Annotated in this window: 22 protein-coding genes; 8 read left to right on the plus strand and 14 right to left on the minus strand. The window is 71.5% G+C overall.

Annotation, left to right across the window (positions count from 1 at the left end):
• Positions 1-34: 34 nt before the first annotated feature.
• Positions 35-1,078, minus strand: coding sequence for an NAD(P)-dependent alcohol dehydrogenase (locus tag IF28_RS0117085; protein ID WP_030220563.1), 1,044 nt, complete (start codon positions 1,076-1,078; stop codon positions 35-37).
• 172 nt (positions 1,079-1,250) lie between these two features.
• Here IF28_RS0117085 and IF28_RS0117090 point away from each other — a divergent pair, with 172 nt between their 5' ends.
• The gene (locus tag IF28_RS0117090) at positions 1,251-2,165 is read left to right on the plus strand and encodes a helix-turn-helix domain-containing protein (protein ID WP_030220566.1); all 915 of its coding nucleotides are present in this window, start codon (positions 1,251-1,253) and stop codon (positions 2,163-2,165) included.
• Between the two features lie 79 nt (positions 2,166-2,244).
• Here the strand turns inward: IF28_RS0117090 and IF28_RS0117095 are convergent, their stop codons facing one another.
• The 5 genes from IF28_RS0117095 to IF28_RS0117115 all read right to left on the minus strand — a co-directional run bounded on the left by IF28_RS0117095 (position 2,245) and on the right by IF28_RS0117115 (position 10,000).
• Positions 2,245-5,493 (minus strand): S8 family peptidase, encoded by a 3,249-nt coding sequence (locus IF28_RS0117095; protein WP_051713774.1) that lies wholly within the window; start codon positions 5,491-5,493, stop codon positions 2,245-2,247.
• Positions 5,494-5,773: 280 nt separating this feature from the next.
• Complete coding sequence (locus IF28_RS0117100; protein ID WP_030220573.1) at positions 5,774-6,457, minus strand: ABC transporter ATP-binding protein; 684 nt, start codon at positions 6,455-6,457, stop codon at positions 5,774-5,776.
• A 78-nt stretch (positions 6,458-6,535) separates the two neighbouring features.
• On the minus strand, positions 6,536-8,005 hold the full coding sequence (locus tag IF28_RS0117105) for an ABC transporter permease (protein ID WP_030220576.1): 1,470 nt from the start codon (positions 8,003-8,005) through the stop codon (positions 6,536-6,538).
• A 149-nt stretch (positions 8,006-8,154) separates the two neighbouring features.
• Positions 8,155-9,405: a L,D-transpeptidase gene (locus IF28_RS0117110; RefSeq protein ID WP_030220579.1), complete on the minus strand. Its 1,251-nt coding sequence runs from the start codon at positions 9,403-9,405 to the stop codon at positions 8,155-8,157.
• A 238-nt stretch (positions 9,406-9,643) separates the two neighbouring features.
• Positions 9,644-10,000 carry a hypothetical protein gene (locus IF28_RS0117115; protein WP_078621221.1) on the minus strand — a complete coding sequence of 119 codons (357 nt, stop codon included), beginning with the start codon at positions 9,998-10,000 and terminating at the stop codon, positions 9,644-9,646.
• 109 nt (positions 10,001-10,109) lie between these two features.
• Between IF28_RS0117115 and IF28_RS0117120 the strand changes: the two genes are divergently transcribed.
• Entirely contained in the window at positions 10,110-10,430 is a 321-nt protein-coding gene (locus IF28_RS0117120) for an LAETG motif-containing sortase-dependent surface protein (RefSeq protein ID WP_199809003.1), read from the plus strand.
• Between the two features lie 50 nt (positions 10,431-10,480).
• On the opposite strand, the gene hutH is transcribed toward IF28_RS0117120, so the two are convergent.
• From hutH to IF28_RS0117135, 3 genes are all read right to left on the minus strand, one after another.
• Positions 10,481-12,019, minus strand: coding sequence for a histidine ammonia-lyase (hutH, locus tag IF28_RS0117125; protein ID WP_030220588.1), 1,539 nt, complete (start codon positions 12,017-12,019; stop codon positions 10,481-10,483).
• Positions 12,020-12,094: 75 nt separating this feature from the next.
• Positions 12,095-13,243, minus strand: coding sequence for a GGDEF domain-containing protein (locus IF28_RS0117130; RefSeq protein ID WP_030220591.1), 1,149 nt, complete (start codon positions 13,241-13,243; stop codon positions 12,095-12,097).
• Positions 13,244-13,308: 65 nt separating this feature from the next.
• Positions 13,309-14,109 carry an enoyl-CoA hydratase/isomerase family protein gene (locus tag IF28_RS0117135; RefSeq protein ID WP_030220592.1) on the minus strand — a complete coding sequence of 267 codons (801 nt, stop codon included), beginning with the start codon at positions 14,107-14,109 and terminating at the stop codon, positions 13,309-13,311.
• A gap of 216 nt (positions 14,110-14,325) precedes the next feature.
• Between IF28_RS0117135 and IF28_RS39215 the strand changes: the two genes are divergently transcribed.
• Positions 14,326-14,928 (plus strand): hypothetical protein, encoded by a 603-nt coding sequence (locus tag IF28_RS39215; protein WP_158713691.1) that lies wholly within the window; start codon positions 14,326-14,328, stop codon positions 14,926-14,928.
• An 88-nt stretch (positions 14,929-15,016) separates the two neighbouring features.
• Here IF28_RS39215 and IF28_RS0117145 read toward each other — a convergent pair whose 3' ends face one another.
• Together IF28_RS0117145 and IF28_RS0117150 are read right to left on the minus strand one after the other, a co-directional pair.
• Complete coding sequence (locus IF28_RS0117145) at positions 15,017-16,126, minus strand: adenylate/guanylate cyclase domain-containing protein (RefSeq protein WP_030220594.1); 1,110 nt, start codon at positions 16,124-16,126, stop codon at positions 15,017-15,019.
• A 316-nt stretch (positions 16,127-16,442) separates the two neighbouring features.
• Complete coding sequence (locus IF28_RS0117150; RefSeq protein WP_030220597.1) at positions 16,443-17,303, minus strand: biotin--[acetyl-CoA-carboxylase] ligase; 861 nt, start codon at positions 17,301-17,303, stop codon at positions 16,443-16,445.
• Between the two features lie 110 nt (positions 17,304-17,413).
• Between IF28_RS0117150 and IF28_RS0117155 the strand changes: the two genes are divergently transcribed.
• From IF28_RS0117155 to IF28_RS0117170, 4 genes are all read left to right on the plus strand, one after another.
• Positions 17,414-19,003 (plus strand): acyl-CoA carboxylase subunit beta, encoded by a 1,590-nt coding sequence (locus tag IF28_RS0117155; RefSeq protein WP_030220599.1) that lies wholly within the window; start codon positions 17,414-17,416, stop codon positions 19,001-19,003.
• A 9-nt stretch (positions 19,004-19,012) separates the two neighbouring features.
• Entirely contained in the window at positions 19,013-19,222 is a 210-nt protein-coding gene (locus IF28_RS0117160) for an acyl-CoA carboxylase epsilon subunit (protein WP_030220602.1), read from the plus strand.
• An 89-nt stretch (positions 19,223-19,311) separates the two neighbouring features.
• A complete protein-coding gene (gene mmpB, locus IF28_RS40190) occupies positions 19,312-19,440 on the plus strand; it encodes a morphogenic membrane protein MmpB (protein ID WP_106982071.1) in 129 nt (42 codons plus the stop codon).
• A 32-nt stretch (positions 19,441-19,472) separates the two neighbouring features.
• Positions 19,473-20,093: a Maf family protein gene (locus tag IF28_RS0117170; RefSeq protein WP_030220604.1), complete on the plus strand. Its 621-nt coding sequence runs from the start codon at positions 19,473-19,475 to the stop codon at positions 20,091-20,093.
• On the opposite strand, the gene IF28_RS0117175 is transcribed toward IF28_RS0117170, so the two are convergent.
• Positions 20,062-20,553: a hypothetical protein gene (locus tag IF28_RS0117175; RefSeq protein ID WP_037893441.1), complete on the minus strand. Its 492-nt coding sequence runs from the start codon at positions 20,551-20,553 to the stop codon at positions 20,062-20,064. The genes IF28_RS0117170 and IF28_RS0117175 overlap by 32 nt on opposite strands.
• Before the next feature lie 364 nt (positions 20,554-20,917).
• On the opposite strand from IF28_RS0117175, the gene IF28_RS0117180 reads away from it, so the two are divergent.
• Complete coding sequence (locus IF28_RS0117180; protein ID WP_030220610.1) at positions 20,918-22,690, plus strand: acetyl/propionyl/methylcrotonyl-CoA carboxylase subunit alpha; 1,773 nt, start codon at positions 20,918-20,920, stop codon at positions 22,688-22,690.
• Positions 22,691-22,760: 70 nt separating this feature from the next.
• Here the strand turns inward: IF28_RS0117180 and IF28_RS0117185 are convergent, their stop codons facing one another.
• Both IF28_RS0117185 and IF28_RS0117190 read right to left on the minus strand, forming a co-directional pair.
• Positions 22,761-23,705, minus strand: coding sequence for a DeoR/GlpR family DNA-binding transcription regulator (locus tag IF28_RS0117185; RefSeq protein WP_078621223.1), 945 nt, complete (start codon positions 23,703-23,705; stop codon positions 22,761-22,763).
• 110 nt (positions 23,706-23,815) lie between these two features.
• Complete coding sequence (locus tag IF28_RS0117190; RefSeq protein ID WP_030220615.1) at positions 23,816-25,264, minus strand: NAD(P)H-quinone dehydrogenase; 1,449 nt, start codon at positions 25,262-25,264, stop codon at positions 23,816-23,818.
• Between the last annotated feature and the right edge of the window lie 33 nt (positions 25,265-25,297).

Genomic DNA, 25,297 nt, shown 5'->3' on the forward strand with positions numbered 1-25,297 from the left:
CCCCCTCGTCGGTGGCGAGGGGGCGCCGGGTGGGTCAGATCGTCGCCGTGTCGATCACGAAGCGGTAGCGGACGTCGCTGTTCTGGACACGGTCGTAGGCCTCGTTGATCTCGGACGCGGCGATCAGTTCGATCTCCGCGCCGATGCCGTGGGCGGCGCAGAAGTCGAGCATCTCCTGGGTCTCGGCGATGCCGCCGATCATGGAGCCGGCGAGGATCTTCCCGCCGCCGAGCAGCGAGAAGAGGTTGAGGGAGACCGGTGCCTCGGGGGCACCGACGTTGGCCAGCGCGCCCTCCGTCTTCAGCAGGGACAGATAGGCGTTGAAGTCCAGCGGGGCCGAGACCGTCGACACGATCAGGTCGAAGGTACCCCGGAGCTCCTCGAAGGTCTTCGGGTCGCTGGTCGCGTAGTAGTGGTCGGCGCCCAGCTTCAGGCCGTCGTCCTTCTTGCGCAGGGACTGCGACAGCACCGTCACCTCGGCGCCCAGCGCGTGCGCGATCTTGACGCCCATGTGGCCGAGGCCGCCCATGCCGAGGATCGCGACCTTCTTGCCGGGACCGGTGCCCCAGCGCCTGAGCGGGGAGTACAGGGTGATGCCGGCGCACAGCAGCGGGGCGGCCGCGTCGAGGGGGATCCCGTCGGGGATGCGGACGACATAGCCCGCGTCGACGACGATCTTCTCCGCGTAGCCGCCGTAGGTCGGCTCGCCGTTCCGGTCCAGGGCGTTGTACGTGCCGACCATGCCGCCGCCGGTGCAGTACTGCTCCCGGCCGGCCTCGCAGTTCTCGCACTCGCGGCAGGAGTCGACCATGCAGCCGACGCCGACGCGGTCACCCACCCGGTAGCGGGTGACACCGGGGCCGACCTCGGAGACCACACCGGCGATCTCGTGGCCGGGGACCATGGGGAAGATCGCCTCGCCCCAGCCCTCCTGGGCCTGGTGGATGTCGGAGTGGCAGATGCCGGCGAATTTGATGTCGATCAGTACGTCGTGCTCGCCCACCGCGCGCCGCTCGATGGTCGTCCGCTCCAGCGGAGCCTTGGCGGCGGGTACGGCGTACGCGGCAACGGTGGTCATGCCGGGGTTCTCCTTGTGGGGTCGTGCGCCCGGCCGCCTTCTTTCCGGACGGGCACGGCTCCAGCCTGCGACGACGTCCGGCATTCACCCAGACCACCGCTTTGCCTACGTTGGCCGTGCGTACCACTGACGGGGACAGGATGGCGGGCGTACGACCGGGAATACTGGAGGCATGGACGAGCAGCACACCCCTCCCACCGGCTCCGCGGGCGGCGGCCTCGACCCTCGGGCGGAGCTCAGCGAGTTCCTGCGCACCCGGCGGGCCCGGCTGAAGCCGGAGGACGTGGGCCTGCCGGACTTCGGCCGCCACCGCCGGGTGCCGGGCCTGCGCCGTGAGGAGCTGGCACAGCTCGCCGGGGTGTCCGTGGCGTACTACACGCGCCTGGAGCAGGGCAACGGGCGGAACGTTTCGGCGGAGGTGCTGGACTCGATCGCGCGCGCCCTGCGCCTCAACGACGCCGAGCGGATCCATCTCACGCATCTGGCGAAGCCGAAGCGGCAGCGCAAGCCCGTGGCCCGTACCCAGCAGGCCCGCCCCGCCCTGCGGTATCTGCTGGAGTCGATGGACGGCGTCCCGGCGTACGTCGTCGGCCGGCGCGCGGAGATCCTCGCCTGGAACCGGATGGCGGCGGCGCTCTTCGGCGACTGGGGAGCACTCCCGGCGCAGGAGCGGAACTGGGCGCGGCTCGTCTTCCTCAACCCGGACTACCGGGATCTGTTCGTGGAGTGGGAGCAGAAGGCGTCCGACATGGTCGGCTATCTGCGCATGGACGCGGGCGTCCACCCGGAGGACCCGCAGCTGTCCGCGCTGGTCGGCGAGCTCTCCGTGAAGTGCGAGGAGTTCCGCAGGCTGTGGGCGGCGCACGACGTCAAGGAGAAGTGCCGCGGCACCAAGCGCGTACGGCATCCGCTGGTCGGCGAACTGACGCTGCTGTGGGAGTCGTTCCGCCCGGCCGGTGACGACTCCGGGCAGTCGCTGGTCACCTATTTCGCCGAGCCGGGCACCCCGTCGGCGGAGGCACTGCGGCTGCTGGGCAGCTGGGGTGCGGACGCCCGGCGGTCCGGAGCGGACGCGACGGCCCCCTGAGCCGGAACGCCCCCGCGCCACGACAGCGACGGCCCGCCGGGAGGGAGACCTCCCGGCGGGCCGTCCGTTCACACGCGGTCTACTTGCCGTAGTACGCGTTGTAGACCGAGATCGTCGACGTGTTGCCCTTCTTGTCGGTGATCTTGGCGCGCAGGGAGACCGCCTTCCCCTTCGCGGGGTTCTTGACGGTGACCTTCCCCTTCTTCACCGTGGTCTTCTTCCAGGTCTTGCCGAGGTCGTACGACACGTACACCGACAGGGACTTGAGGTTCTTGCCCTTGGCGGCGCCCTCGACGGTGACCGGGAACGTGGCCTTCTGGCCGGCCTTCACCTTGCTGTCCAGCCCCGTGACCGCCTGGAAGCGGGCCGAGGAGACGGGCAGCTGCTTCAGCTCCGCGGTCTTCTTGGAGCGGAAGGTCCAGCTCGCGTCGATCCGCGTGGAGACGGCGGCGACCTTGGCACTGCGCTTGACCGAGGTGGTCAGCTTGTACGCGGCGTCACCGGACGGGACCTTGAACTCCTTGTCACCGAGGAGCGGGTCGTCGTGCGAGCCGACCTTCTTGCCGTTGCGGTACAGGGTCGTGGTGACCGAGGAGAACACCGAGGACCCCTCGTGACCCTTGCCGTCGGCGAACAGCGGTATCAGCCCGGAGATGCTGTTGCCGTCCCGGAAGATGCCGTAGTCGGAGGTGAGGCGCGGCCCGAACACGGCCGTGTTGACGGTCTCCTGATAGGTCTTGCCGGCCTTGTAGCCCTTTCCGGTGCCGATGAGGTAGCCGGCCTCGGAGACGGGCCAGCCCTCCGCGTCGACCCCGCCCGACTGCTCGAAGTCGAGGTCCCACTTCACCCCGCCCGCGGTGGACAGGTGCAGGACGCGGGTACCGGGCAGCTTCTGCGCGCTGCCGATCGAGGCGGCGCCGCCACTGCCGGGCAGCCACCCCGCGGAGGAGACGGTGCCCTCCTTGCCCTTGGCCGGGGCGCCCATGCCGACCTTCACCGTGGCGAGTTCGCCGGCCTTGTAGGCGCGGGTGTAACCGGTGGACAGCTTCTTGACCTTGCCGCCGGCGATGGTGCTGTACTGGTCCTTGGCGCCCTTGCTGAAGTGGGCGTCCCACTGCTGGTGCAGCGAGCCGTCGGTGATCTGCGGGCCGAGGTGGGCGGAGCGGAAGTTCTTGTACGAGTCCAGCCACCAGCCGAAGCCGAAGGAGGTTTCCTTCGTCTCGACACTGAAGTCGGCGGAGGCGAACACCGGCTTGGCCGCCTTGTCCGGCACGGTGATGTTCACCGGCTTGGCCTTACGGGCGTCCAGGGTGATCGTCGTGTTCCTGGTGACGTCCAGCTTGGGCTGGGCGATCCAGTCGGCGCCCCGGTACGTCTCCGGGTCGGTGCCGACGAGGATGCTGGTGTCGAGGACGTAACCGCCCCTGGGCGCGCGGAGGGTGACGGTGCCGTCGGCCTCGTAGGGCTGGAACCACCGCTCGGTGCCCAGACCGGAGACACCGGCGAGGCTGGCGACGTAGTTGGCGGACGGCTTGCCCGCACGGTCGAGGAACTTCAGCGTGACGTCGTACGACTCGACCTCGCGCTCCACCGCGGCCGCCGTACGGACACTCTGCCCGCCGCCGGTCGCGACCACGTACGCCGAGTAGGCGCCGTCCACCGTGCCGCCGAGGCGGGTGTCGGCGGTGACGTCCACGGATGCCTTGCCGCCCGCGGGGACGGTGACCGTCGTGGCGCCCAGGGTGAAGAAGCCGGCCGGGGCCGCCTTGCCCTTGGGGTTCGTGGCGGTCGACGTCAGCTTCAGGGTGACGTCCTGGGTGCCGAGGTTGCGGTAGGTGAGCGCCTTGGTGACCGGCTTGTCGTCGGTGTGCGGCCACTGCTGGACGCCGAAGCTCAGCGACACCGGCTCGGCGATCACGGTCTGCGCGATGGCCTTGTCGACCTGGACGCGGCCCGAGCCCTGCTCGAACGGCGTGTACTTCCCGCCCTTGGTGGAGCCGGTGAGCGCGCCCTTCAGCTCCGTGTAGGTCCACTCCGGGTGCTGCTGCTTGAGGATCGCCGCCGCGCCCGCGACATGCGGGGTCGCCATCGACGTACCGGAGATGGTCATGTAGCCGGCCGGGTTCTCGCCGACCTCCTCGGCGATCGCGTTGCCCTTCGCGGAGGCGGCCGTGATGTCCACGCCGGGGGCGGTGACGTCCGGCTTGACGGCGCCGTCGCCGAGGCGGGGGCCGGTGGAGGAGAAGTCGGCGAGCGCGTCCTGGTCGTCGACGGCGCCGACGGTCAGGGCGGCGTCCGCGCTGCCGGGCGAACCGATCGACTGCGGGCCCTCGTTGCCGGCCGCGATGGCGAACAGCACGCCCTTCTCGGCGGACAGCCTGTCGACCGCCGCCTCCAGCGGATCGACCTCGGCCGTGTCCATGCCGCCCAGGCTCATGTTGACGATGTCGGCGCCCTGCGCGGCCGCCCATTCCATGCCGGCGAGGATGCCGGAGTCGTCACCGAAGCCGGCGTCGTCGAGCACCTTGCCGTTGAGGATGCTGGCGCCGGGTGCGACGCCCTTGTACTTGCCCTTGGACTGGGCGCCCGTACCGGCCGCGATGGACGCGACATGGGTGCCGTGGCCGACCTTGTCACCGGCGGTCGCGGCCGAGCTGAAGTTCTTGGACGCGGTGACCTGGCCCTTGAGGTCCGGGTGGGTGCCGTCGACGCCGGTGTCCAGGACGGCGATCTTGACGCCCTTGCCGTCGTAACCCGCCGCCCACGCCTTGGGGGTGCCGATCTGTGCCACCGACGTGTCGAGGGACGCCTTGCGGACCCCGTCGAGCCAGACATGGGCGATACCGGAGGCGGTACGGTCGCCGTCGGTGACCGCTTCCCACAGCTCGGGCGTGTCCTCGTGCGGGGTCTGCACCGCGTCCGCGTTCAGGGACTTCAGTGTCCGGCGGACCGTGCCGGCGTCACGGACGTCGGCCCTGGCGGCCTGAGCGCCGCCCTTGTAGCCGACGATGACCTTCAGGCCCCGCTGCTGCGAGCCCCGGGTCGCGGCCTTGTTCAACTCGGTGACGTCGAACAGCCGCTGGTCCAGTTTGCCGCTCGCGATCAGCCGGGCGGCGTCGACCGGCAGCACCAGGGTGTGGCCGCCGGTACGGCGGACCTGGACGGGTATGTGCTCGCGGCCCTCGGCCCGCTCCAGGCCGACCACCCGGCCCTTGGCGTCGACGGCGACCCGGTCTCCCGTGATCAGCGTGATCCGGTGCTTGACCGGCTTCGAGACCGGGGAAGCGGTGGTCGTACGCTCCCCGTCGGCCGACGCCGGTCCGGCCATCCCCGCCGCGAGCGCCACGGCGGTCGCCGTGGCGACCGTGGCCGCACACGCTCTCTTGACTTGTCTGCGCAAGGTTCCCCCTAGCGGTGTCCCGGGTGCACTCGTCGTCACCCGGCCGGGGGTGGTCTCGTACACATGCGCGCACCCCCCGGATCAAGGAGTATGCCGAGGGGTGATCACGCGTCTCAAGGGACTCCGGAAACGGTGCCGAAGTCGACGGGCGGCTGTAACACCACCGCCGGAACTCCGTTACACGATCGCCGGGTTGGGGATTTCGGTATCAGGCGCGGGTGTTCTCCTTCACGGTGATCCGGCCCTTGCGGATCGTCGCCACGCGCGGGGCCGCCTTCGCGATGGCCGAGTCATGGGTGACCATGACGAAGGTCAGCCCCAACTCCTGCCACATCCGGACGAGTACGTCCATGATCTCGTCGCGCATCGACTCGTCGAGGTTTCCGGTGGGCTCGTCGGCGAGCAGCACCTTGGGCTCCTTCACCAGCGCCCGCGCGATGGCGACGCGCTGCTGCTGGCCGCCGGACATCTCGCCCGGCAGATGTGCCAGCCGCTCGCCCAGACCGACCGATGCCAGCGCCTCGGCGGCCTTCTCCCGGCGCTCCCGTGCCTTGACGCCGAGCGGGACGAGCGCGGTCTCGACGTTCTCCTGCGCGGTGAGCGTGGGGATCAGGTTGAACGACTGGAAGACGAAGCCGATGTTCTCGCTGCGGACCCGGGTGAGCCGGGCCTCGGGCAGCTTCGCGAGGTCGGTGCCGTCGAGGACGATCTCGCCGGAGCTGGGCCGGTCGAGTCCGCCGAGCATCTGCAGCAGCGTGGACTTGCCGCCGCCGGTGGGCCCCTGGATGACGAGCCGGTCGCCGTCGGGGATGGTCAGGTCGACGCCGTCCAGCGCGTGGACGGTCTCCTTGCCGCGCGTGTAGCGCCGGGTGACGCCTCTGAGTTCGTACATGGGTCTGCTCCTGGATCGCGTACGGGGGTGGGGGCCCGTCCGCCGTGGGCGGGCCCCGGTGCCGGTGCCGGGCGGGTGCTACTCGACGCGGCGCAGCGCGTCGGCCGGCCGCAGCCGGGAGGCGCGCCAGCCGCCGAAGGCGCCGGCGACGAGACCGCCGGCCACGGCGAGGCCGACCGCAAGGGCGACGGTGGTGAGGCTGACCGGGGCGGTGAGGGCGACCTCGAGGGTCTTGGACGCCGTCTGCCGGCCGGGGCCGCCCATGCCGCCGCCACCGCCGGGCCCGGCCACACCGCCACCACCGCCGCCGCTGCCGCCGAGCTGGGCCTGGAGGGTGGGGCTGACGGCGGTGACGGCGTAGGCGCCCGCCAGGCCGAGCGCGATACCGAGGGCGCCGCCGATCAGGCCCTGGACCATGGACTCGCCGACCACCTGCCGGGTGACCCGGCCGGACTTCCAGCCGAGCGCCTTGAGGGTGCCGAACTCGCGCACCCGGCGGGAGACGGCCGACGAGGTGAGCAGGCCGGCGACGAGGAACGCGGCCACGAGCACCACGATCGACAGCCACTTGCCGACCCCGGCGGCGAGCGAGGAGGCGGTGGACAGGGAGCCGGAGACGGTGTCCGCGAGGTCGGCGGAGGTCGTCACGGTCGTCCCGGAGATGTTCTTCTGGATACCGGACTTGACGCTGTCGATGCGCTGGGAGTCGGTCGCCTTGACATAGATCGTGGTGACCTTGTCCTTGGCGTCGGCGAGGGTCTGCGCCTGCTTCAGGGGGAGGTAGAGGTTGGCCGCCGCGTCGCCGCTGGTGGCGGTGGCGATGCCGACGACCTCGTACGTGACGCCCTTGACGGTGACGGTGTCACCGGTCGCGAGCTTCTTCTCCTTGGCGTAGGCGGAGTCGGCGACGGCCACCTTCGCGTCGGTCTCGGTCGTCCTGAAGGTGCGTCCGTCGGTGATCTCGGAGGAGGTCAGCGGGCCGAGGGCGGGCTCGGTGACGTCGGTGCCGTAGACGGTGTAGCTGTTGACGTCGAAGTCGGCGCCGCCGCCCTGGACCCGGCCCTGCGGGGAGGACTGGCCGCCGCCGGGGCCGCCGCCCTGACCGCCCTCGCCGCCCCGGCCGTCCTGCTGGAACTGGCCGCGGGTGAACTCGCCGCTCACCTTGAGGACTTGCAGGCTCAGTCCGCCCACCGCGTCGGCGACACCGTCCTGTTCGCCGACCTTGCCCACGGTGGAGCCCGCGAGGGTCTGGAAGCCCTGCACCATGACACGGTCGCTGCTCTGCTCCTCGCCGGAGCCGTCGTCCTGGGCGTCGAAGCGGAACCGGGGCCGTTCTCCGGTGTCCTGGGCCTCCGCGGCCTTGGTGACCGTCATGTCCGTGCCGAGCCCGTACAGGGACTGCAGGACCTTCTCCTGGGCCCTGCTCATGCCGGAGGACACGGAGTTGACCACGACGACCAGCGCGATGCCCAGGGCGAGACCGGAGGCGACGACGAGGGCCGCCTTTCTGCGGCGGCGCAACTCGCGCCTCAGGTAGGTGAAGAACATGGCCGCAAGGTAGGGACGCCGGGTGATGAAGCGATAAGCGACCGATAAGAGCCCGATGAGAAGACGGCCGATGCCGCCGCCCGCCCCCTGCGGGGCGGACGGCGGCATCGGCGGGTGTGGTGGGGTGGGTGCCGCGTGCGCGGCCGGCGTCAGACCGCCGAGCCCGCCTTCCACTGCTCCCAGCTCATGTTCCAGCCGTTGAGGCCGTTGTCCGGGGCGATGGTCTTGTCTCCGGTGTTCTGGACGACGACCACGTCACCGACGATCGAGTTGTCGTAGAACCAGGCGCCCGGCGTGCTCGGGTCGTTCGCGCCCTTGGCGTCGGACATGCCCACGCAGCCGTGGCTGGTGTTGACGCTGCCGAAGATGGACTTGGCGCCCCAGTAGTTGCCGTGGATGAAGGTGCCGGAGGTGCTCAGCCGCATGGCGTGCGGCACGTCCTTGATGTCGTACTCGCCCTTGCCGTCGTCGTCGGTGAAGCCGACCGTCGCGCCGTTCATCCGGGTCTCCTTGAACTTCTCGGAGATCACCATCTGGCCCTCGTACGTCTTGTTGTCCGGCGCCCCGGCGGAGATCGGGATGCTGCGGACGGTCTTGCCGTCCTGCGTGATCTTCATCTGCTTGGTCTTGGCGTCGACGTACGTCACCTGGTTACGGCCGATCTTGAAGGTGACCGTCTTCTGCTGGACCCCGACGACGCCGTCCGCGCCCTCGACACCGTCGAGCGCCAGCTTCAGCGTGACGGTGGAGTCCTCCTGCCAGTACTCGTCGGGCCGGCAGTCCATGCGGTTGGCGTTGAACCAGTGGCAGACGACCTCCTGGCCGCTGCTGCTGGTGACGGTGATGCCCTTCTGCACCTCGGCCTTGTTGGTGATGGCCTTGTCGAAGTTGATCGACACGGGCATGCCGACGCCGACGGTGGTGCCGTCGTCCGGGGTGAAGGTGCCGATGAAGCTGTTGTCGGGGGCGACCGTGGTGAACGACGCGTTCTCGTGGGCGGCGAGACCCTCGGAGTCCTCGGCGGTGGCCGACAGCTTGTAGGTGGTGGCGCGCTCCAGCTGGGCGCTGGGCTTCCAGGTCTTCTTGTCGGCGGATATCTCACCGGCGACGGCGGTGCCCTCGGCGGTGGTCATCTTCACCTCGGTGAGCGTGCCCTTGGCCACGGTCACGGCGGCGGAGTTGTTGATGGAGGCGTTGTTGGAGCCGTCCTTCGGCGTGATCTTGATCTGCGCCTGGGAGGACTTCTTCGCCGCCGCCTCGTCGACCTGTGCCTGCGAGTCGCCCTTGCCGCTGTCGGAGCCGCCGTCGTCACCGCCGGAACACGCCGAGAGCACCAGCACTCCGCCGAGCAGAGCGGACGCGGCCGCCAGACCCCTGCGCCGCCGCTTACCGTCCGTCATCACACGCTTCTCCATCGTTGCCGAATCCCAACCCCACGAGCCCTCGTACGAAGACAGAGGGACCTCGTCCACAACCTTCAACGCTACGACCGGCTGTCGCCGTTCCCCACGGCCCGTGGATGTGGGGCTCGCCACGTCCACGGGGCGGACGGTGCGGGCGCCGCTCGTGCTCCGTCGCTTGAGACGTCGTCACCCGGGCGGCGGTTGCCGCCCGGGATCACGATTTCGCCAAGATCCCTCAGCCGACGCGTTCCGTGCCCTCTTCCTCGTCGTAGGGCTCGTCGTCATCGTCCTCGTCGAGGTCCCATTCCGCCGAATCGGGGTCGTAGTCGACCTCCTCACCGCTCCAGGACGCCTGCAGCAGTTCGACGCCCGGCACCTCGCCGACGAGGTCGAACGGGTCGACGAGCTGGGCGAGGGCCTCGGCCGTGTCTTCCGTCACAGCGCTCTCGGCGTGTGCCCGTTCCTCGTCCGGCATGCTCTCGTCGTCCGCGATCCGGCTCAGGGCCGCCTTGGTCACCGCGTCCTCGTCCTCGATCTCGAGGACGAGCTCCACGCGAAGCCGTACAAAACGTGATGTCTCTGGGGTGCTCATGACCGGAGCGTACGGCCCGTGGCCCCCGTGACTTTCCTGTGACCCGCACTGTTCACTAACATCGCCCCACACGGCCAATTCGCCAGTGCCACAAGGGGATCGATATTCCGTGTCATCCGCGCTCCGTCCGTTGCTGACCGCCACTGCCGCGGGCACCCTGCTCTGCGCCCTGTGGTTCGTCCCGTCCGCGAACGCCACCTCGGTGTCGGACGCGACTCAGACAGACCCGTCTCCGCAGGTCACGGAGCAGGCGAGAGTCATGTCGACCACCACGTCCGCGTCACTTCGGAGCGGCGTCGGCGATGACGTGCGCCTCGCGGACACGGGCAGCTTCGACAGCACTCCGTACATCGCCGGCGGCACGACCTGCCTCCTCCTCGGCGCCGGGTTCGTCGTCTACTCGGTACGCCGGGAACGTCTGGAGTTCTGAGACAACGCGCGCGCGGGACCCGGCGGAACGACCGCCGGGCCCCGGCCGGTTCAGTTCAGCGGCCCGGTGACCGTCTCCGCGGCCGCCACCAGCCGCCCGTCCCGTACGAAGGCGTCCGCCGCCGCCAGGTCGGGGGCCAGATGGCGGTCCGGTCCGGGCCCGCCCACTCCCGCCTCCCGCGCGGCCGCGACGACGGCCCGGGTGGCCGGCGCCGGGGTCAGTCCCTCGCGCAGTTCCACGGCCCGCGCGGCGGCGTACAGCTCGACGGCGACGACCCGGGTGAGGTTGTCGACGGCCGTACGCAGTTTGCGCGCCGCCGACCAGCCCATGGAGACGTGGTCCTCCTGCATCGCCGAGGACGGGATCGAGTCCGCCGACGCCGGTACGGCGAGCCGCTTCAGCTCGCTGACCAGGGCGGCCTGCGTGTACTGGGCGATCATCAGCCCGGAGTCCACGCCGGCGTCGTCGGCGAGGAACGGCGGCAGTCCGTGGCTGCGGTTCTTGTCCAGCAGCCGGTCGGTGCGCCGCTCGGCGATGGAGGCGAGGTCGGCGACGGCGATGGCGAGGAAGTCCAGGACATAGGCGACCGGCGCCCCGTGGAAGTTGCCGTTGGACTCCACCCGTCCGTCGGGCAGTACGACCGGGTTGTCGACGGCGGCCGCGAGTTCCCGCTCGGCGACCAGCCTGGCGTGCGCCAGGGTGTCCCGGCCGGCTCCGGCTACCTGCGGGGCGCAGCGCACCGAGTAGGCGTCCTGGACCCGGGGCGCGTCGTCCTGGTGATGCCCGGTCAGCCCCGAATCCTTCAGTACGGCCAGCATGTTGGCGGCGCTGGCGGCCTGGCCGGGGTGCGGGCGGATGGCGTGCAGCTCGGGGGCGAGCACCTTGTCGGTGCCGAGCAGTGCCTCCAGGCTGAGGGCGGCCGTGACATCGGCGGACTTGTACAGCAGCTCCAGGTCGGCGAGGGCCATGACCAGCATGCCCAGCATGCCGTCGGTGCCGTTGAGAAGGGCGAGCCCCTCCTTCTCGCGCAGTTCGACGGGCCGGATTCCGTGCTCGGCGAGCAGTTCACCGGCCGGACGCACACCGCCGTCGGGGCCTTCCGCGTCGCCCTCGCCCATCAGCGCGAGGGCGCAGTGGGACAGCGGGGCCAGGTCGCCGGAGCAGCCGAGGGAGCCGTACTCGTGCACGACCGGGGTGATGCCGGCGTTCAGCACGTCGGCCATCGCCCGCGCGACCTGGGGCCGGACGCCGGTGCGCCCGGAGCAGAGGGTCTTCAGCCGCAGGAACATCAGGGCGCGGACGACCTCGCGCTCCACGCGCGGCCCCATTCCGGCGGCGTGCGAGCGGACGATGTTGCGCTGCAGCTGCGCCCGCAGTTCGGGACTGATGTGCCGGGTCGCCAGGGCGCCGAAACCGGTGCTCACCCCGTAGACGGGGTCCGGCTTCGCGGCCAGCGCGTCCACGACCCCGCGGGACGCGGCGAGGGCGGCCACCGCCTCCGCCGACAGTGCGACGCGGGCCCCGCCGCGCGCCACGGCGAGCACATCGGACGCGGTCACGCCGGAGGTCCCCACCACCACAGTGTGCATATCCATATTCAGGAGCGTACGCACTGAATTCGATGATGTCACCACCGGATCGCCCCCGCGCCCCTTACCCGCACGCTACGGCGAATGCCGTCCCCGGAACCGCCGCCGCTCCCCGTCCGGCGCCCGCGAGGGCTCGTCCGCGAGCCGTACGACGGGATCGCCCGGCCCCTCCCGGCCGGCCACCACGGGATGCGCGGCCCGCTCGGCCTTGGCCCGGTACTGCGCCGCGTCGGCCAGCCGGAACAGCCGCCGGGCGGAGCGCACCGGCCCGACGGGATCCTCGGTGGACGCCACCCCGCAGGCGACTCCGTCCCCGATCCCCAGCTCCACGGCCCGCCGGCACACCTCCTCGGCCGTCTTGACGACCTCGTCGGCCGGCGGCCCCACCACCAGCAGGCAGAACTCGTCCCCGCCGAGCCGCGCCGCCAGCGCCCCCGGCAGCATGGCGCCGCACAGCGACAGCACGCTCCCGAACCGCTCGAGGAGCCGGTCCCCGACGGCATGGCCCAGCGTGTCGTTGACCCGCTTCAGCCCGTTCAGATCGCACACCACGAGGCTGACGACCTCCCCGTCCCGCCGGTGCCGCTCCACGGCCTCGTCGAGGCGCGCGTCGACGGCACGCCGGTTCGCCAGCCCGGTCAACGAGTCCGTGTACGCCAGCCGCCGGGCCTCCTCCAGCCGCTCGGTCTGCGCGATCCCCGCGGCCACGACGGCGGCCAGCACGGTGGCGAAGTCGGCGTCGCCCCGCCCGAAGACGGGCACCCCGGCCGGCCGGGCCACATACAGCTCGCCCCAGGCCCGCCCGTGCAGCACGATCGGCGCGACCACACAGCAGCCGCGCCCCCGCCGCCGCAGCGCCACGACCCGCTGGTGGCAGTAGCCGGCCTGCCCCGCCGAGGAGCCCCCGGCGGTCTCCACCCACGCGTCGGGCTCACCGCCGCCCGCCCACCGCTCGTGCAGGAACTCGGTGATCTCGGCGAACTGATGCACCGGATACGACTCGTCCTCCGGGAACTCCTCCTCCCCCTCGGCCAGCTCCCCCACGTTCACCAGCACCCGCAGCCGCCCCAGCTCGCGCTCCCACACCGACAGGGCGGCGAAGCTCCCGCCCAGCGCCCGGCAGGCGCCACCGGCCGCGGCCTGCCAGGCCTCCCGCGAGCCGTGCGCGGCGGCCATGCCCTGAGCCAGCGCCACCACGGCCGCCAGCCGCCTCTCCTCACCCATCTCTCCAGATTAGGAAGATTCAGGGCCAATCGGGATATCGGAAGGTGCGAACGGGGCTCACCGGCCTACTCCCCCGGCCACTGCGGCCTGCGCTTCTCGTTGAACGCGGCCACTCCCTCCGCCCGGTCCCCGGAGAACGCCACCGACCGCCAGGCGGCGTCCTCGACCTCCAGCCCGGCGGCCAAATCCAGCCCGTGCCCCAGCCGCAGCGCCCGCTTGGCCGCCCGCAGTCCCACCGGCGAGTTCCCGGCGATCCGGGCCGCCATGGCGAGCGCCGACTCCCGGTCCCGCCCCTCCTCCACCAGCTCGTCGACCAGGCCCAGCTCCCGGGCCTCGGCGGCCTCCACCCGGCGTGCCGTGAAGATCAGCTCGGCGGCTCTGGCCGCTCCCACGCGCCGGGGCAGCAACTGCGTACCGCCGCCGCCCGGAATCACGCCCACGGACACCTCGGGCAGCCCCATGACCGCCGTACGGTCGGCGACGATCACGTCGCACGACAGGGCCAGCTCGAATCCGCCCCCGAGCGCGAACCCGTGCACCGCCGCGACCGTGGGCACGGGCAGCTCCAGCACCCCGGTGTACGCGCCGCGCGCCACGGGCCGCTGGCGCACCAGGTCGGCGTCGCTGAAGGAATTGCGCTCCTTCAGGTCGGCCCCGACACAGAACGCCCGCTCGTGCGACGAGCTCAGCACCACCGCCCGTACGCTCCGGTCCTCCCCCAGGGCCGCGCAGGCGCCGGCGATGGAGCGGGCCATCGCCGTCGACACGGCGTTCATGGCCTTGGGCCGGTCGAGGACGAGCTCCGCGACATGCCCCCGCTCATGCCGGCGCACCAGCACGAACTCCCCGAACCGTTCCTCACTCATCGCCGTCCTCCGGTTAACGTGGGTTAACTTCCGCTCGCGCCGATCATCGCAGCCCGCCCCGCCGGGGAAAAGGGCGCACGGCCGGTTCCCTTGTCACCCCCCGTCCACCCGTTCGAGTGACATCGCGCCGACTTCGGCCCCCCGACCCCCACGGCAGCGCATAGCGTGCGCACACCGCGGCGCACCGGGGGGCGTGCACGCGGGGGAGGGATCACCATGACACCGACAACCGAGAAACCACCGCCAGGCGCCTCCCGCTTCCGGGGCCGCCACCGCAAGCCGCGTCCCCGCCGGGTCCTTTTGGCCGCGGGCAGCCTGGCCGTGGCCGCGAGCGCCGTGACCCTGGTCCGCCTGGCCACCACCCAGGGCGGCGGCCCGGAATTCGGTACGGAGGCGGGCCCGCGCCCCGTCCCTCATACGGACTCGGGCGCCCCCGTCGCCTCCCCGACCGCGAGCCCTGCCGCCGTACCCGTCCCGGAGACGAGTCCGTCCTCGCCCACGGCACTGGGCGGCAGGAATCCGGCACCGCTCGCCGCGCCGGAGCGCTCGTCGACGGCCCGGTCCCTCACGACCGCCGCGGACCCGGGCCCGGTCACCGCACCCGCGACACCCGCGCCGTCCCGCCGACCGGACCCGCCCGCGTCCCCGTCACCGAGCAGCGGCGGCCCGGAGCACACGCCACCGCCCTCGCACGACCCGCCCCCACCGCGGCCGGACGACCCCGCCCCGGGCCCCCGGCTCTGCGTACCGATCATCGGTGTCTGCGTGGGCGGCGGTCTGAACCTGAGCCTCCCGGACGTCGGGGACCAGGTGTATTGACCCGCAGGGTTGTTGACGCGGCTGATCGGTGGCCGGCCGCCGCGTGCGTGCATGGCCTCGCGCGGCAGACCGGAATGCCGGACAGGCTCTAGGACGACGACGGGTCGGCGGCGCCGTTGCGGCGGGTGAGCAGCCACGGCTCCACGACGCCCAGGCCGCGCACGGGCCGCTGCCACATCGGCTGGAGCGCGAACCGGTACACCGGCGGCTCCTCGCCCTCCTTCTCCGCCGCGGCCACCGCCTCTGACGCCGCCGCCTCGGAGGCGGGGGCGTCACCCGTGCGGATCAGCTCCTCGGCGAAGGCGCTGTCGACGAGTACGGCGTCGCGGGGGGCTATGGAGGTGAGCCGGGAGGCCAGGTTCACGGTCGTACCGAACACATCGCCCATCCGGGTGGTCACCGTGCCGAACGCCATGCCGACGCGCAGCTCGGGCATGGTCTCGTCGTTCGCCATGGTCTCGATCAGCCGCATCGCGATGTCCGCGGCCGTACCGGCGTCGTCGGCGGCGTACAGCACCTCGTCGCCCAGCGTCTTGATGAGCCGGCCGCCGCGCGCGGCGACCAGGTCGGCCGCGGTCGTCTCGAAGGCCTCGACGAGTTCGCCGAGCTCCTCCTCCTCCATCCGGCGGGTCAGCCGGGTGAACCCCACGAGGTCCGCGAAGGCGACGGCGAGCCGCCGGTCGACCATCTCCTCGTCGTCGGCGCCCTGGACGACCCGGCCGGCGGAGGCGGCGAGCTGGCGCCGCCAGACGTAGACGAGGAACTCCTCCAGCTCGGGCAGGAGCAGTTCGACGATCGGATACGTCACCTCGGTACGGGTCATACCGGGCTCGGGGGGTTCGGTGAGCCCCTCCAGGAACGAGTCGATCTGCCATTCGGCCAGTCGGGCGGTGGTCTGGCCGGTGGACCGCGCCACCTGCACCGCCATGGCCTCGCTGAGCAGGCCCGCCTCCACGAGACCGGCGAGGCGGCGCAGGGCGAGGACGTCCGCCTCGGTGAGGGCCTTGGCCTGGCCCACGTCGGCGAAGCCCATCGCCCGCCAGAAGCGGGTGGCGAGCTCCATGGTGACGCCGGCGCTGCGGGCCGCCTGGAACGGTGTGTAACGGCGCTCGGCGCCCAGGATGAGCTGTTCGAGACGCAGGGCAAGCGGATCCTCGCCGACGCCCTGCGCGTCCGTGGAACCCGAGTCGTCGGTCACGCGTGCCCTTCCGATCTGACATGGCCAGGTATCGACCGGGCTCAACTCTACGGCAGGTGTGCGCCAGCTCACTCCGTGAGGTCGGGGCGGGGGTGAGGGGGCAGGGGCCCGGCGCGGGCGTGGTCCGCGGGCTGCTCCGCGTGGGGGGGCCGGGGGGTGTTCGCGCGGCCCGGCGCTTGCGGGGTGCCGTCGCGCCCACCCGTGCCGCCCTGCGGCACGATTGCCCGCGGAGTGCGGGGGGCTGCATGCGGTTGCCCGCGGAGTGCGGGGGCGGAGTGCGGGGGGGGCTGCATGCGGTTGCCCGCGGAGTGCGGGGTCAGTGGGGGCGTAGGTGGATGATGTCGCCGGCGCCCACCGGTTCCTGTACTCCCGACTCCGTGGCCAGGATCAGGCGGCCGTCGGCGTCCACCGCGACCGCTTCGCCGACCAGGTGACGGTCTCCCGGGAGCTCCGCTCGCACCTTCCGGCCGAGTGTCGCGCAGCCTGCCGCGTACGTTTCCTGGAGGCCGCTCGGGCCCGGGTCGCCCGATGCCGCCCGCCAGCGGCCGTACCAGTCCTCCAGCGAGCGCAGCACCGCCCGCAGCAGCGGGTCCCGGTCCGTGCTCACCGCTCCGGCCAGCGCCAGCGACCCCGCCCCGGGCACCGGCAGCTCCTCGGCGCGCAGGCTCACATTGATCCCCACGCCGATCACGACCCCGTCGTCCCCGGCCCGCTCCGCCAGGATCCCGCCGGCCTTCCGTTCCTCGCCGCCCACGGTGACCAGGAGGTCGTTCGGCCACTTCAGCGCCGTATCGACACCGGCCGCACGCGACAGCCCCGTCGCCACCGCGACACCGGTGAGCAGCGGCAGCCACCCCCACCGCGCGACCGGCACCTCGGCGGGCCGCAGCAGCACGGAGAAGAACAGCCCGGACCGGGCCGGCGCCGTCCACCGCCGGTCGAGCCGCCCCCGCGCGGCGGTCTGCTCCTCGGCGACGAGGACGACCCCCTCCTCGAGGCCACCCTCGCGGGCCACGAGGTCGGAGTTGGTCGACCCGGTGCGCTGCACCACGTCCACCTCCCGCCACAGACGCCCCGCCCGCACCAGCCCCCGCCGCAGCGCGGTGGCGTTGAGAGGCGGCCGGTCCAGGTCGGACCACCGGCTGTGCGGGGAAGCGGAGTCATCTCGGGGCGTCATGCAACCCACACTAGGTGTGGGAAAGACCGCACTGCCGACAAGGAGGCCCCCCACTACGCTACGGATGAGTAACCGTCCCCCCTTTTGAGCAGGCAGGGAGCCGCATCCCGATGTCCGAGCCGGAAGAGCAGCAGCCCGACATTCGCACGACCGCGGGCAAGCTCGCGGATCTCCAGCGTCGTATCGAAGAGGCGACGCACGCCGGCTCCGCGCGCGCCGTCGAGAAGCAGCACGCCAAGGGCAAGCTGACGGCCCGTGAACGGATCGACCTCCTGCTCGACGAGGGCTCCTTCGTCGAGCTGGACGAGTTCGCCCGGCACCGCTCCACCAACTTCGGCCTCGACGCGAACCGCCCCTACGGCGACGGCGTCGTCACCGGCTACGGGACCGTCGACGGCCGTCCGGTCGCCGTCTTCTCCCAGGACTTCACGGTCTTCGGCGGAGCCCTCGGCGAGGTCTACGGCCAGAAGATCGTCAAGGTGATGGACTTCGCGCTGAAGACCGGCTGCCCGGTCATCGGCATCAACGACTCCGGCGGCGCCCGCATCCAGGAGGGCGTGGCCTCGCTCGGCGCGTACGGCGAGATCTTCCGCCGCAATACGCACGCCTCCGGTGTGATCCCGCAGATCTCCCTGGTCGTCGGCCCGTGCGCGGGCGGCGCGGTCTACTCCCCCGCGATCACCGACTTCACGATCATGGTCGACCAGACCAGCCATATGTTCATCACGGGCCCGGACGTCATCAAGACGGTCACCGGCGAGGACGTCGGCTTCGAGGAGCTCGGCGGCGCCCGTACCCACAACACCGCCTCCGGTGTCGCCCACCACATGGCCGGCGACGAGAAGGACGCGATCGAGTACGTCAAGCAGCTCCTGTCGTACCTCCCGTCCAACAACCTCTCCGAGCCCCCCGCCTTCCCCGAGGAGGCGGACCTGACGGTCACGGACGAGGACCGCGAACTCGACGTGCTCGTCCCGGACTCGGCCAACCAGCCGTACGACATGCACACCGTCATCGAGCACGTCCTCGACGACGCCGAGTTCTTCGAGACGCAGCCGCTGTTCGCGCCGAACATCCTCACCGGCTACGGCCGCGTCGAGGGCCGGCCCGTCGGCATCGTCGCCAACCAGCCGATGCAGTTCGCCGGCTGTCTGGACATCACCGCCTCCGAGAAGGCGGCCCGCTTCGTCCGCACCTGCGACGCCTTCAACATCCCGGTGATCACCTTCGTCGACGTCCCCGGCTTCCTGCCCGGCGTCGACCAGGAGCACGACGGCATCATCCGCCGCGGCGCCAAGCTGATCTTCGCCTACGCCGAGGCGACGGTCCCGCTGATCACGGTCATCACCCGCAAGGCGTTCGGCGGCGCGTACGACGTCATGGGCTCCAAGCACCTGGGCGCGGATCTCAACCTCGCCTGGCCGACGGCCCAGATCGCGGTGATGGGCGCGCAGGGCGCGGTCAACATCCTGCACCGCCGCGCCATCGCCGGCTCCGAGGACCCGGAGGAGGCCCGCGCGCGCCTGATCCGGGAGTACGAGGACGCCCTCCTCAACCCGTACGTCGCGGCCGAGCGCGGCTACGTCGACGCGGTGATCATGCCGTCCGACACCCGCCGGCACATCGTCCGCGGCCTGCGTCAGCTGCGTACGAAGCGGGAATCCCTGCCTCCGAAGAAGCACGGCAACATCCCTCTCTAAGGAGCCGCTGTGGTGATCAAAGTCGTACGGGGCAACCCCACCCCCGAGGAGCTGGCCGCCGCACTGGCGGTGGTCCGGGCGCGCGCCGCGGCGGCGTCGGCCGTCCCGCCCGGCGCGCCCGCACCCCGCGACTCCTGGTCCGACCCGTCCCGGATCGCGGCGCACCACCTGCCCCACCCGGGCCCGGCGTCGTGGACGCGTACCTACTGGCCGAGCTGACGGCACACGGACGGGGGCGCGGAATACCGCGCCCCCACTTGAGTACGCGTACTCAGGCACCCCGGCCGGTCAGGCACCACGCTGGTGGCATGCTGTGGTCCGACCCCGAGAACAAGCCGCCCAAGGAACTGCGGGACACCCAGGTCATGCTGCGGCGGCTCAGCGTTCTCCTGGCCCTGGCCATGGTGCTGGCGATGCTCACGATCGGCATACGGTGATACGGCCCGGCCCCGGTGGCTAACCTGGGAACATGACCGCTCAGCACCGCAGGCGACTCGTGCTCGCCTCCCAGTCCCCCGCCCGGCTCGGGCTGCTCCGCCAGGCCGGGCTGGACCCCGAGGTGATCGTCAGCGGGGTGGACGAGGACGCCGTCACCGCCCCCACCCCGGCCGAACTGGCGCTCGCCCTGGCCGAGGCCAAGGCCTCCGTCGTCGCGGCGAAGCCCGAGGTCAAGGGCGCGCTGGTGATCGGCTGCGACTCCGTCCTGGAGCTCGACGGCCAGGCCCTCGGCAAGCCCGCGGACGCCGAGGAGGCCACCGCGCGCTGGAAGTCCATGCGCGGCCGCGCGGGGACCCTGCAGACCGGCCACTGCGTCTACGACACCGTCAGCGGCCGCTACGTCTCCGCCACCGCCTCCACCGTCGTCCGCTTCGGCGAACCCACCGACGAGGAGATCGCCGCCTACGTGGCGTCCGGCGAACCGCTGTACGTCGCCGGGGCGTTCACCCTGGACGGCCGCTCGGCCCCGTTCATCGACGGCATCGACGGCGACCACGGCAACGTCATCGGCATCAGCCTGCCCCTGGTCCGGCGGCTCCTCGCCGACCTCGGCACCGGCATCACGGAACTGTGGGCGCCGCAGGAGGCGTGACCGGGGCGCCGTCACCGCCGGCGCCGCCCACCGGAGCGGCGTCGGACACGGTGTCGGCCGGCCGCCGCGGACGGCCGTCGTACGTCATCAGCAGCAGCACGATGAGCGCGAACACGACGACCATGTAGCCGAACGCGGTCGGGCCGACCAGGCCCCAGGTGGCCGCGCCCAGCAGCGCGTGCACCACCGCCGCGCTGATCAGCAGCACCCTGCCGAGCCCGGCGGGCGACCGGTCGCGTACGCCGGCGAGCAGGGCCACCACACCGCACAGCGCGAAGTAGAGCCCGAAGACGACTCCGCCGGCCTTCGAGGACGTCGACATCATGTCCGGGTCGAGCCCGGCCAGCGACATGTCCTGGCGGTCGACGACGGAGGCCAGCACCCAGTTCAGCGCCGCGACGCCGAGCGCCTCCGCGAACAGTACGAGCGCCACGACCCATGCCACCGGTCTGCGTACCACCGGCCCCCACCCACTTTCGAGCACGCTTGCCGTTACCCCGAGTATGTTCGGGACGTCGCGAAGGCTACTAACGGGTAAACCTCGGTACAAGGGTTCCGCCGAGGGCAAAGAATCATTGGGCCATTCGTAGGGACTCCACAAAGAAACCCAGTGGGCCGCAGCACGCTCTCACAGAGACCTTGACCACACAGGACGGCTAGGGTTTTCGGGAGGAGTCCTGCGTACCGAGGTGCGACAAGGGATTTCGCGGGTCGAGCGAGCCTCGTATCACGCTCCGTGTGGGCAAGCTCACCACTGGGGACGGGTCGAAGTGCCGTGTCGGCAGTCCCTAAACTCGGCTTGTTTCAAGGAGGGAGCCTCAATCGTGCGCAAGGTGCTCATCGCCAACCGTGGCGAAATCGCTGTCCGCGTTGCCCGGGCCTGCCGGGATGCCGGAATCGCGAGCGTTGCCGTCTACGCCGACCCGGACCGGGACGCTCTGCATGTCCGCGCCGCGGATGAGGCGTTCGCCCTGGGCGGTGACACTCCGGCCACCAGCTACCTCGACATCGACAAGGTGCTGAACGCCGCGCGTGAATCGGGCGCGGACGCCATCCACCCCGGCTACGGCTTCCTCTCCGAGAACGCGGAGTTCGCCCAGGCCGTGCTGGACGCCGGGCTGATCTGGATCGGTCCGCCGCCGCAGGCCATCCGCGACCTCGGTGACAAGGTCGCCGCCCGGCACATCGCGCAGCGCGCGGGTGCTCCGCTGGTCGCGGGTACGCCGGATCCCGTCTCGGGCGCGGACGAGGTCGTCGCCTTCGCCGAGGAGCACGGGCTGCCGATCGCGATCAAGGCGGCGTTCGGTGGTGGCGGGCGTGGTCTGAAGGTGGCGCGCACGCTGGAGGAGGTGCCGGAGCTGTACGAGTCCGCGGTGCGGGAGGCGGTCGCCGCCTTCGGTCGCGGCGAGTGCTTCGTCGAGCGCTACCTGGACAAGCCGCGGCACGTGGAGACGCAGTGCCTGGCCGACAAGTACGGCAACGTGGTCGTGGTCTCCACCCGTGACTGCTCGCTGCAGCGGCGGCACCAGAAGCTGGTCGAGGAGGCCCCGGCGCCGTTCCTGTCGGACGCTCAGGTGGCGCAGCTGTACTCCGCCTCCAAGGCGATCCTGAAGGAGGCCGGGTACGTCGGCGCGGGCACCGTGGAGTTCCTCGTCGGCCTCGACGGCACGATCTCCTTCCTCGAGGTCAACACACGTCTGCAGGTCGAGCACCCGGTGACCGAGGAGGTCGCGGGGATCGACCTCGTGCGGGAGATGTTCCGCATCGCGGACGGGGAGGAGCTGGGGTACGGCGATCCGGTGCTGCGGGGTCACTCGTTCGAGTTCCGCATCAACGGTGAGGACCCGGGGCGCAACTTCCTGCCGGCGCCCGGCACGGTGACGACGTTCGCCGCGCCGTCGGGGCCGGGTGTGCGGCTGGACGCGGGCGTGGAGTCCGGGTCGGTGATCGGGCCGGCGTGGGACTCGCTGCTGGCGAAGCTGATCGTGACCGGGCGTACGCGCAAAGAGGCGCTGGAGCGGGCCTCCCGTGCGCTGGAGGAGTTCCAGGTCGAGGGCATGGCGACCGCGATCCCGTTCCACCGTGCGGTGGTGCGGGACGCGGCGTTCGCTCCGGAGCTGACCGGTTCGGCGGATCCGTTCACGGTTCACACGCGGTGGATCGAGACGGAGTTCGTCAACGAGATCAAGCCGTTCGCCGCCGCCCTCGACGCGGGGGCGGACGAGGAGGCCGACCGCGAGACGGTCGTCGTCGAGGTCGGCGGCAAGCGTCTGGAGGTCTCGCTGCCGGCGTCGCTGGGCATGTCCCTGGCCCGTACGGGGCTGGCGGCGGGCGCGAAGCCGAAGCGGCGGGCGGCGAAGAAGTCGGGGCCGGTGGCCTCGGGTGACACGCTGGCCTCGCCGATGCAGGGCACGATCGTGAAGCTCGCGGTGGAGGAGGGGCAGGAGGTCAAGGAGGGCGATCTGGTCGTCGTCCTGGAGGCCATGAAGATGGAACAGCCCATCAACGCCCACCGCTCGGGCACGGTCAAGGGCCTGGCGGCGGAGGTCGGCGCGTCGATCACCTCGGGCGCGGCGATCTGCGAGATCAAGGACTGACCGACCCCGCCCCCACCGGCTCGACGCCGGTGGGGGCGGGCCCCGGATGCCTGCGGAGCGGCTTTCGGACTCAGCGGCGGCGCAAGTCCGCCACCCGTGCCCCCCGCTCACTCCCCTGCGCCGGCTCCCCCGCCGCCGCCCCCAGCGCCACGGCCGTGCGTAACCCACCCGGCCCCTGCCGGCGAGGCCCGGGCAGGGGGACGTCCCGGCGCTGGCGCCCCGCCGAAGCCCCCTCACCCCCAGCGACAGCGATCTGCACACCCTGATCGGCCAGCGCCTGCAGCTCCGTCGCCGCCCGCTCGTCATGCCCCGCCGGCTCGTCCGTCACCAGCCGCGTGATCAGATCCGTGGGCACCGTCTGGAACATCGTGTCCGTACCGAGCTTGGTGTGGTCCGCGAGGACCACGACCTCCGCCGCGGCCTGGACCAGCGCACGGTCGACCGACGCCGACAGCATGTTGGACGTGGACAGCCCGCGCTCGGCGGTGAGCCCGCTCCCGGACAGGAACGCGCGGGACACCCGCAGCCCCTGCAGGGACTGCTCCGCACCACTGCCCACCAGGGCGTAGTTCGAGCCGCGGAGCGTCCCGCCGGTCATCACGACCTCCACCCGGTTGGCATGGGCCAACGCCTGGGCGACCAGCAGGGAGTTGGTGACGACGGTCAGGCCGGGTACGCGGGCCAGCCGGCGGGCCAGTTCCTGCGTGGTGGTACCCGCGCCGACCACGATGGCCTCGCCCTCGTCCACCATATTCGCGGCGAGGTCGGCGATCGCGGTCTTCTCGGCGGTCGCGAGATGTGACTTCTGCGGAAAACCGGACTCTCGCGTGAAACCGCCCGGCAGTACCGCACCGCCGTGCCGGCGGTCGAGGAGTCCTTCTGCCTCCAGTGCGCGCACGTCCCGCCGTACGGTCACTTCGGAGGTCTGGACGACGCGGGCAAGCTCACGGAGCGACACGGCCCCGTTGGCTCGCACCATTTCGAGGATCAATTGGCGACGTTCTGCAGCGAACACGAAACTGACAGTAACGCCGACGACCGTCTGCTTTCAGCAGTTTGCGCTGAATAGCAGAAGTTGTTCGCACGGCCCTGCACCAAGTGGTATAGGACCGTCATTTGGGAACGTCAGCCCTCGCCGCCGGCCTTCCGGGTGTGCAACTGCCGTGCCACCTCGGCGATCGAGCCCGACAGGGAGGGATAGACCGTGAAGGCGTTCGCGATCTGTTCCACCGTCAGATTGTTGTCGACCGCGATCGAGATGGGGTGGATGAGTTCCGAGGCGCGCGGTGCGACGACCACACCGCCGACGACGATGCCGGTGCCCGGACGGCAGAAGATCTTGACGAAGCCGTCCCGGATGCCCTGCATCTTCGCGCGCGGGTTGCGCAGCAGCGGCAGCTTCACCACGCGGGCGTCGATCTTGCCGGAGTCGACGTCGGCCTGGGAGTAGCCGACGGTGGCGATCTCGGGGTCGGTGAACACGTTCGACGAGACCGTCTTGAGGTTCAGCGGGGCCACCGCGTCGCCCAGGAAGTGGTACATGGCGATCCGGCCCTGCATCGCCGCCACGGAGGCGAGCGCGAAGACGCCGGTGACGTCACCGGCGGCGTACACGCCGGGGGCCGTCGTGCGCGAGACCTTGTCGGTCCAGATGTGGCCGGAGTCCCGGAGCCGGACGCCGGCCTCCTCCAGGCCCATGCCCTCGGAGTTCGGGATGGCGCCCACGGCCATCAGGCAGTGCGACCCGGTGATGACGCGGCCGTCGGCGAGCGTCACCTCCACCCGGTCGCCGGCCCGCTTCGCGGACTGGGCCCGCGAGCGCGCCATGACGTTCATCCCGCGCCGCCGGAAGACGTCCTCCAGCACGGCCGCCGCGTCCGGGTCCTCGCCCGGCAGCACCCGGTCGCGCGAGGAGACCAGCGTCACCTTCGAGCCGAGGGCCTGGTAGGCGCCGGCGAACTCGGCGCCCGTGACACCCGATCCGACCACGATGAGCTCCTCGGGAAGCTCGTCGAGGTCGTAGACCTGGGTCCAGTTGAGGATGCGTTCGCCGTCGGGGCGGGCCTCCGGCAGTTCGCGCGGATGTCCGCCGGTCGCGATCAGTACGGCGTCGGCGGTGAGGGTCTCCTCGGTGCCGTCGGCGGCGCGCACCACGACCTTGCGGGAGCCGTCGAGCGCCTGCATGCCCTCGAGCCGGCCCCGGCCGCGCAGCACGCGCGCGCCGGCCCGGGTCACGGAGGCGGTGATGTCGTGCGACTGGGCCAGTGCGAGCCGCTTCACACGCCGGTTGACCTTGCCGAGGTCCACGCCGACCACCCGGGCGGCCTGCTCCAGGGGCGGGGTGTCGTCGGCGACGATGATGCCCAGCTCCTCGTACGAGGAGTCGAAGGTGGTCATCACCTCGGCCGTGGCGATCAGGGTCTTGGACGGCACGCAGTCGGTGAGCACCGACGCACCGCCCAGGCCGTCGCAGTCGACGACGGTCACCTCCGCGCCGAGTTGCGCGGCGACCAGCGCCGCTTCGTATCCGCCGGGTCCGCCACCGATGATCACGATCCGAGTCACGTACTCCATTGTCCCGCACACTTCACCGTGCGCCCGCCCGGG

It is taken from the genome of Streptomyces sp. NRRL WC-3626 (assembly GCF_000718785.1).
Lineage (GTDB): Bacteria > Actinomycetota > Actinomycetes > Streptomycetales > Streptomycetaceae > Streptomyces > Streptomyces edwardsiae.

Excerpts from the sequence above, each read along its gene's own strand:
- IF28_RS0117085 (WP_030220563.1), bottom strand. The coding sequence starts at position 1,078 with ATGACCACCGTTGCCGCGTACGCCGTACCCGCCGCCAAGGCTCCGCTG.
- IF28_RS0117090 (WP_030220566.1), top strand. The coding sequence starts at position 1,251 with ATGGACGAGCAGCACACCCCTCCCACCGGCTCCGCGGGCGGCGGCCTC.
- IF28_RS0117095 (WP_051713774.1), bottom strand. The coding sequence starts at position 5,493 with ATGGCCGGACCGGCGTCGGCCGACGGGGAGCGTACGACCACCGCTTCC.
- IF28_RS0117100 (WP_030220573.1), bottom strand. The coding sequence starts at position 6,457 with ATGTACGAACTCAGAGGCGTCACCCGGCGCTACACGCGCGGCAAGGAG.
- IF28_RS0117105 (WP_030220576.1), bottom strand. The coding sequence starts at position 8,005 with ATGTTCTTCACCTACCTGAGGCGCGAGTTGCGCCGCCGCAGAAAGGCG.
- IF28_RS0117110 (WP_030220579.1), bottom strand. The coding sequence starts at position 9,405 with ATGACGGACGGTAAGCGGCGGCGCAGGGGTCTGGCGGCCGCGTCCGCT.
- IF28_RS0117115 (WP_078621221.1), bottom strand. The coding sequence starts at position 10,000 with ATGAGCACCCCAGAGACATCACGTTTTGTACGGCTTCGCGTGGAGCTC.
- hutH (WP_030220588.1), bottom strand. The coding sequence starts at position 12,019 with ATGCACACTGTGGTGGTGGGGACCTCCGGCGTGACCGCGTCCGATGTG.
- IF28_RS0117130 (WP_030220591.1), bottom strand. The coding sequence starts at position 13,243 with ATGGGTGAGGAGAGGCGGCTGGCGGCCGTGGTGGCGCTGGCTCAGGGC.
- IF28_RS0117135 (WP_030220592.1), bottom strand. The coding sequence starts at position 14,109 with ATGAGTGAGGAACGGTTCGGGGAGTTCGTGCTGGTGCGCCGGCATGAG.
- IF28_RS39215 (WP_158713691.1), top strand. The coding sequence starts at position 14,326 with ATGACACCGACAACCGAGAAACCACCGCCAGGCGCCTCCCGCTTCCGG.
- IF28_RS0117150 (WP_030220597.1), bottom strand. The coding sequence starts at position 17,303 with ATGACGCCCCGAGATGACTCCGCTTCCCCGCACAGCCGGTGGTCCGAC.
- IF28_RS0117155 (WP_030220599.1), top strand. The coding sequence starts at position 17,414 with ATGTCCGAGCCGGAAGAGCAGCAGCCCGACATTCGCACGACCGCGGGC.
- mmpB (WP_106982071.1), top strand. The coding sequence starts at position 19,312 with ATGCTGTGGTCCGACCCCGAGAACAAGCCGCCCAAGGAACTGCGGGAC.
- IF28_RS0117170 (WP_030220604.1), top strand. The coding sequence starts at position 19,473 with ATGACCGCTCAGCACCGCAGGCGACTCGTGCTCGCCTCCCAGTCCCCC.
- IF28_RS0117190 (WP_030220615.1), bottom strand. The coding sequence starts at position 25,264 with ATGGAGTACGTGACTCGGATCGTGATCATCGGTGGCGGACCCGGCGGA.